The organism is Caballeronia sp. J97 (assembly GCF_905220305.1).
Taxonomy (GTDB): Bacteria; Pseudomonadota; Gammaproteobacteria; order Burkholderiales; family Burkholderiaceae; genus Caballeronia.
Genome location: NZ_CAJMZL010000066.1, coordinates 1 through 4,720 on the forward strand (window position 1 = coordinate 1; position 4,720 = coordinate 4,720).

Here is a 4,720-nt window from a genome sequence, read left to right on the forward strand (position 1 = left end):
TACCGACACCGTGCAGTTCACGGCGGTGACGCCGCCCTTTCTCATGTCTTCGAACACGGAGCGCTCGAACTTCGATATGTTCAGTCCGTCGATGATGATGCTGTCATTGTGGAGGGTGCTCATCTTCAAGTGCTCCGTGTGCCGGGTAGTTGGGTCGTTCGACGCTGCGCTGACGGGCTTTCCAGCGATATCCCGATGCCTTCGTCGTTGCGTCTATTCTTGACTTTCGCCCCGCTGGTCAATTTACGAATTTAGACGTGTTCTTTGCCTTTTCCGACATGCGCGTCTGTTTTCGACAAGTGGCGAATTCCGTTTCGGTGTAGCGCGTTTTTTTGTGCGTTCTGCTGCACTGCATCGGAACGATCGTGCGCTGTTGGAGTGCAAGCCTAGTCGCGCTTGGCCCCGCGTCAGTGCGGGCGCGCAGCAGACCGTGCGCGGTGCCTTTTATTGCTCAGGGTTTAGCCTGATGGCATGGTAGTTGCACTCGAAACCAAAATTGCAAAAGTGGCAAAAGCCGCGAATGACGGCGCCAAACATTAGATTCCAAGGAATCAGTCCGCACATGTCCTCCGATCGCACGGCGTCGCTGTCGCACTTCGCATTCATGCCGCTCCCCAACTTCACGATGATCGCGTTCACCAACGCAATCGAAGTCCTGCGCATGGCGAACTACCTGACGGGCCAGCCGTTGTATCGCTGGTCGATTGTGAGTCCCGACGGCGGTCCGGTGACGGCGAGCAACGGGCTTTCCGTCGATACCGGCCCGGTCGAATGCGTGGGGAAGCCCGACATCGTGTTCGTGGTCGGCGGCATCGACGTGCAGCGCGCGACCACGCCGGCGCATCTTTCCGCCTTGCGCCGCTTCGCGCGCACGGGCAGCGTGCTCGGGTCACTTTGCACCGGCACCTATGCGCTGGCGCGCGCGGGTTTGCTCGCCGGCTATGCATGCGCGATTCACTGGGAGAATATGTCGGCGCTTAAAGAAGAGTTTCCCGACACGCGTTTTCTGAAGGAGCTCTTCGTGATCGATCGCGATCGCGTCACGTGCACGGGCGGCGTCGCGCCGCTCGACATGATGCTCAATCTGATCGCCGCGCGCGTCGGCACGGCGCGGGTCACGCAGATCGCGGAGCAGTTCATCGTAGAGCATGTGCGCGATACGAGCGCGCAACAACGCATGCCGCTCGTCGCGCGTCTCGGCTCGGCGAACAAGTCGCTTTTCGAAGTCATCTCGCTGATGGAGAACAACATCGAAGAGCCTTTGTCGCGTGAAGAGCTGGCGCGGCTGGCGGGCATGTCGCAAAGGCAATTGCAGCGGCTGTTCCGCGAGCACCTCGGCATGACACCGACGCATTACTACCTGACTTTGCGTTTGCGGCGCGCGCGCGAGTTGCTGCTGCAGACCGACATGTCGATCATGCACATCACGATGGCGTGCGGTTTTCAGTCCGCCTGTCATTTCTCGAAGAGCTATCGCGATGCGTTCGGCACGGCGCCCACGCGCGAACGGCGCAAGCAGGTGCCGCCGCTGTCCGCCGTTCCCGCGATGGTGGCCTGAGCGCTCAGATCGACATGTGAAGGCGCGTTTCGCAGACTTCGCAACCGCCGACTCTTTCCGTCCGGAATACGCCGTCCAGTGCAAAGCCGAGCGCCTTGTAGAAGCGCAGGCCGTGCGCGTTTTCTTCGAGCGCCCAGAGCGTCATTTCCCGATAACCTTCGCTCGCCGCGGCGTTGATCGCCTCTTCGATCAGGATTCTGCCCGCGCCCTTGCGCCAGTGCGCCGGATCGATGTAGATGGCTTCGATTTCCGCGTCGGTCCTGCCTTTGTCGTGATCGCGCGAGGCGCCCCATGCGATCCAGCCCAGCATGACGTCGTTGCGTTGCGCGAGCATCACGCGTGGCATGCCGCGGGCGATGAGTTCGGCCCATAGCGCGCGGCGCTTCGGAATGGAAAGCGAATCGAGGTATTCGGCGGGAAAGATCGAACGATATGCGGCCTGCCACGCCTTGACGTGGATGCGCGCGATCTCGGCGGCATCGGCGGGGAGCGCGAGGCGAACGGAAAGCGCGGTGCGGAGGTAGTCGGCGTGCATGCGTCAAGTATGACGCTGATTTCTGGTTTGTGGGTTTGTGGGTTGGCGAACGCCGCCGCGGCACCCGCTGACGACAGAGTGTCTGGACAGTTCGAATGGGCCTTGGTCGCGCGCCGGCGGGGGCAACCGTTACACCTTTACACTACTTGCTGCCCATCGGGGAGTACTTCGATCGAATCAAACTCGACAAGCAGGTCGGCACCGATGGTTGCATTTATGGACGCAATTGGCTTGGGTGCCTCATTCCTACCCCACGGATAAGACCTATCCAGAGTCGAGCGCGCCTGCTTGTATTCATCGGATTCATAGTCGTGCAGGATATCGACAGGATAGGTGATGTTCTGGATCAGAAATTCATTCATCAACAGGCGAGTTGCGCCGGTGAATCGCAGCTTCATACGGTTCCCTTTCTTTCCGTGGTTCGATTTCAACTCGACGACCTTTTCGAACATATCCGTCGATACGGCCGCCATATACCAATCATGGAAGGCGTCGTATTGTGCAATTTCTTTATCTATGACCACTCCTCCTCAATTCTTTCACCTCTGACAATCATATGCGCGTCACTTCCCGGAGCGAAAAATCGCCAGCCTTCGTGCAAATTCGTCATCTAATTTTCCGCCGTGTTCCGCGATCGACCAGGGCATAACCATCGAGGCTGTTCACAAATGCTCGAACGCCTCACCGTCAACCGTGCAAGTTTCGATTTGATTGTTATCCTCATCGAAAACGATAACGACACAGCGCGATTTGATTTTCATCCGCTGTTCTTGAGGCGATCTGAAGGCGATTTCAGATAGCGCGACGTGGTGAGCCATCCTCCCGTATCTCGAGCGTGTCAAATTCAATAACGAGTTCAGCTCCGCACGTTGAAAAAATCTGAACGAGTACGCCGGCTTTGCGATCGTTCCATGACTCCGCTTTGGCTAATACTCGTTCTGCTCGTTCGTAGCGCTGAGTGCCGGGTTCAAGTACTTCGATTCCGTACACGATGTTCTGAAGACTGAGATTTTCAAGCACACATCGATTCATACCTATGAAGGATACGGACACTCGCCGGTCCTGGAGGTACAAACTGAGCGTTAGCGTCTCATCCTCCTTCGATACATGAATTGTGTCTAAGTACCAATCGTGGAAATAGTTGAAGGCTTTTAAAGTATTCATCTCTATGACTTCAGTACGGAAGGATTGACACAGGGTTCCCAAGATCGCGGTTCTTTCCGTCCCAGTTGTGAGAGTGCGGAGCGCCGAAGCCATGATCGTGGTCGAAGTCGATGTCGACGGCAGCGTTCCCACGACCGTCATACAAGCGCAATTGTCCACTACCAGAAGGGTTGACGACCCATGTATTCGGTGGACCACCCTTAATTGACATTCCTGCAAGGCTATCGCTTGCTCGATCGAACATGTCTGGCTGATACTCGAACGGCTGCGCATCGCCGAACAGAGACTTGCCGCCGTCCGAATCCCCGAAGCTCTCGAGCATCGAATTGTCGCTGCTGTCGGCGTCAGAGCCAGCAAGCGCGCCGCCCGCTGCTTCGATGACGCTCATCCAGTCGAAGCCGCTACCGCTCGACGCGAGATCGCGCGCCGCGGTCAGACCTGCGCTATCGGCAACTGAATCCAGCACACCGAGTTCGCCATTGGCCCGTTGCAATGCTTTGAACTCGCTATAGGTGATGACGTCGCTCGGTTCCCTGCAAGCGCCACCGCCGGCGCTCGCGGTCCGGCGTTGCGGGGCGTAATGCCTGAATACGCGTTGTCCGCCGTGCCAATTGCGCGCGATCACGGGAATGATATAGCGTTCACGCACGGCGGTGCGTAGCGTCTGTGTGATGCCTTCGCCATCGAGCAAGTCCCAACTCGGCACGCGCGAGTAACGACTGATGAACGCCACAAATTCGCGGAATTCGGAACATGAGCGCGCGCGGCGCCGGTCGATATGCAATTTGAACAGGCGGTCGAAGTCTTGCCGGTCTTGTTCGATCTGTTCTGTTTGTTCTTTTCTCTTCTGCTTGCGCTCTTCGAAAGGCAAGCGCCAGGATCGGTCGACTTCCCGCACTTCATGGGCGGGCATCAGCGCGCAATGCCAGCCTCCGGTCAACGGTACATAGAGCGCGTTGTAGGAGTATCCCCATTCGGGAAACGACATGTCACCTCCGCGTTTCAGCAGGAGTGCAAATCCTATCGGGAGGCAGAGATGTCCTCGCGGAGTTGCCTCAATAATGACGGACGCCCCCTTCACCACGAAAGAGCTTCGGCGCAGCGCTACGCGCTTCCGGGTCCGCAAGGGACCCAGATGAGAAGCGTGCGCGGTGAGATACAGAAATCAGCAAAGAAGCACGCGCGGACCCGATGAACCCATCGGCCGCGAAGCGGGCCGGAGTTATATCGTGCTGCACCAGCAAGGATCGCGGTGCGATGAGACAGACCGTGCGCGATCCAAGCGGTGTTCTGCTTGCGAGGGCACTCGCTACGGGCGGACCATTAGGCCAATCGCCTGTGCCGGGGCCGGTGTGAAGTACTTTGGATGGGGATAGCTGCTTTCTTTGGTCACTTTCTTTGCAGCAGCAAAGAAAGTGACTGCCGCCCCGCACAGGGGCAACGCTAATAGACCACTAAAAAAA

General features: G+C 57.9%; 5 protein-coding genes and 1 pseudogene. 1 reads left to right on the forward strand and 5 read right to left on the reverse strand.

Translation table 11 applies throughout. The features are described 5' to 3' along the window. Nucleotides 1-123, reverse strand: a pseudogene (locus U4Y90_RS35660) (peptidase M19); the annotation flags it as partial. A gap of 439 nt (nt 124-562) precedes the next feature. Between U4Y90_RS35660 and U4Y90_RS35665 the strand changes: the two are divergent. After that, nucleotides 563-1,558 (forward strand): GlxA family transcriptional regulator, encoded by a 996-nt coding sequence (locus U4Y90_RS35665; protein ID WP_321801807.1) that lies wholly within the window; start codon nt 563-565, stop codon nt 1,556-1,558. A 4-nt stretch (nt 1,559-1,562) separates the two neighbouring features. Here U4Y90_RS35665 and U4Y90_RS35670 read toward each other — a convergent pair whose 3' ends face one another. The 4 genes from U4Y90_RS35670 to U4Y90_RS35685 all read right to left on the reverse strand — a co-directional run bounded on the left by U4Y90_RS35670 (nt 1,563) and on the right by U4Y90_RS35685 (nt 4,245). Beyond that, nucleotides 1,563-2,093: a GNAT family N-acetyltransferase gene (locus U4Y90_RS35670; protein ID WP_321801809.1), complete on the reverse strand. Its 531-nt coding sequence runs from the start codon at nt 2,091-2,093 to the stop codon at nt 1,563-1,565. A gap of 137 nt (nt 2,094-2,230) precedes the next feature. Then, nucleotides 2,231-2,617: a hypothetical protein gene (locus tag U4Y90_RS35675; protein WP_321801811.1), complete on the reverse strand. Its 387-nt coding sequence runs from the start codon at nt 2,615-2,617 to the stop codon at nt 2,231-2,233. Between the two features lie 268 nt (nt 2,618-2,885). Beyond that, nucleotides 2,886-3,257, reverse strand: coding sequence for a hypothetical protein (locus U4Y90_RS35680; protein ID WP_321801812.1), 372 nt, complete (start codon nt 3,255-3,257; stop codon nt 2,886-2,888). Nucleotides 3,258-3,267: 10 nt separating this feature from the next. Further along, nucleotides 3,268-4,245, reverse strand: coding sequence for a hypothetical protein (locus U4Y90_RS35685; RefSeq protein WP_321801813.1), 978 nt, complete (start codon nt 4,243-4,245; stop codon nt 3,268-3,270). Nucleotides 4,246-4,720: the final 475 nt, after the last annotated feature.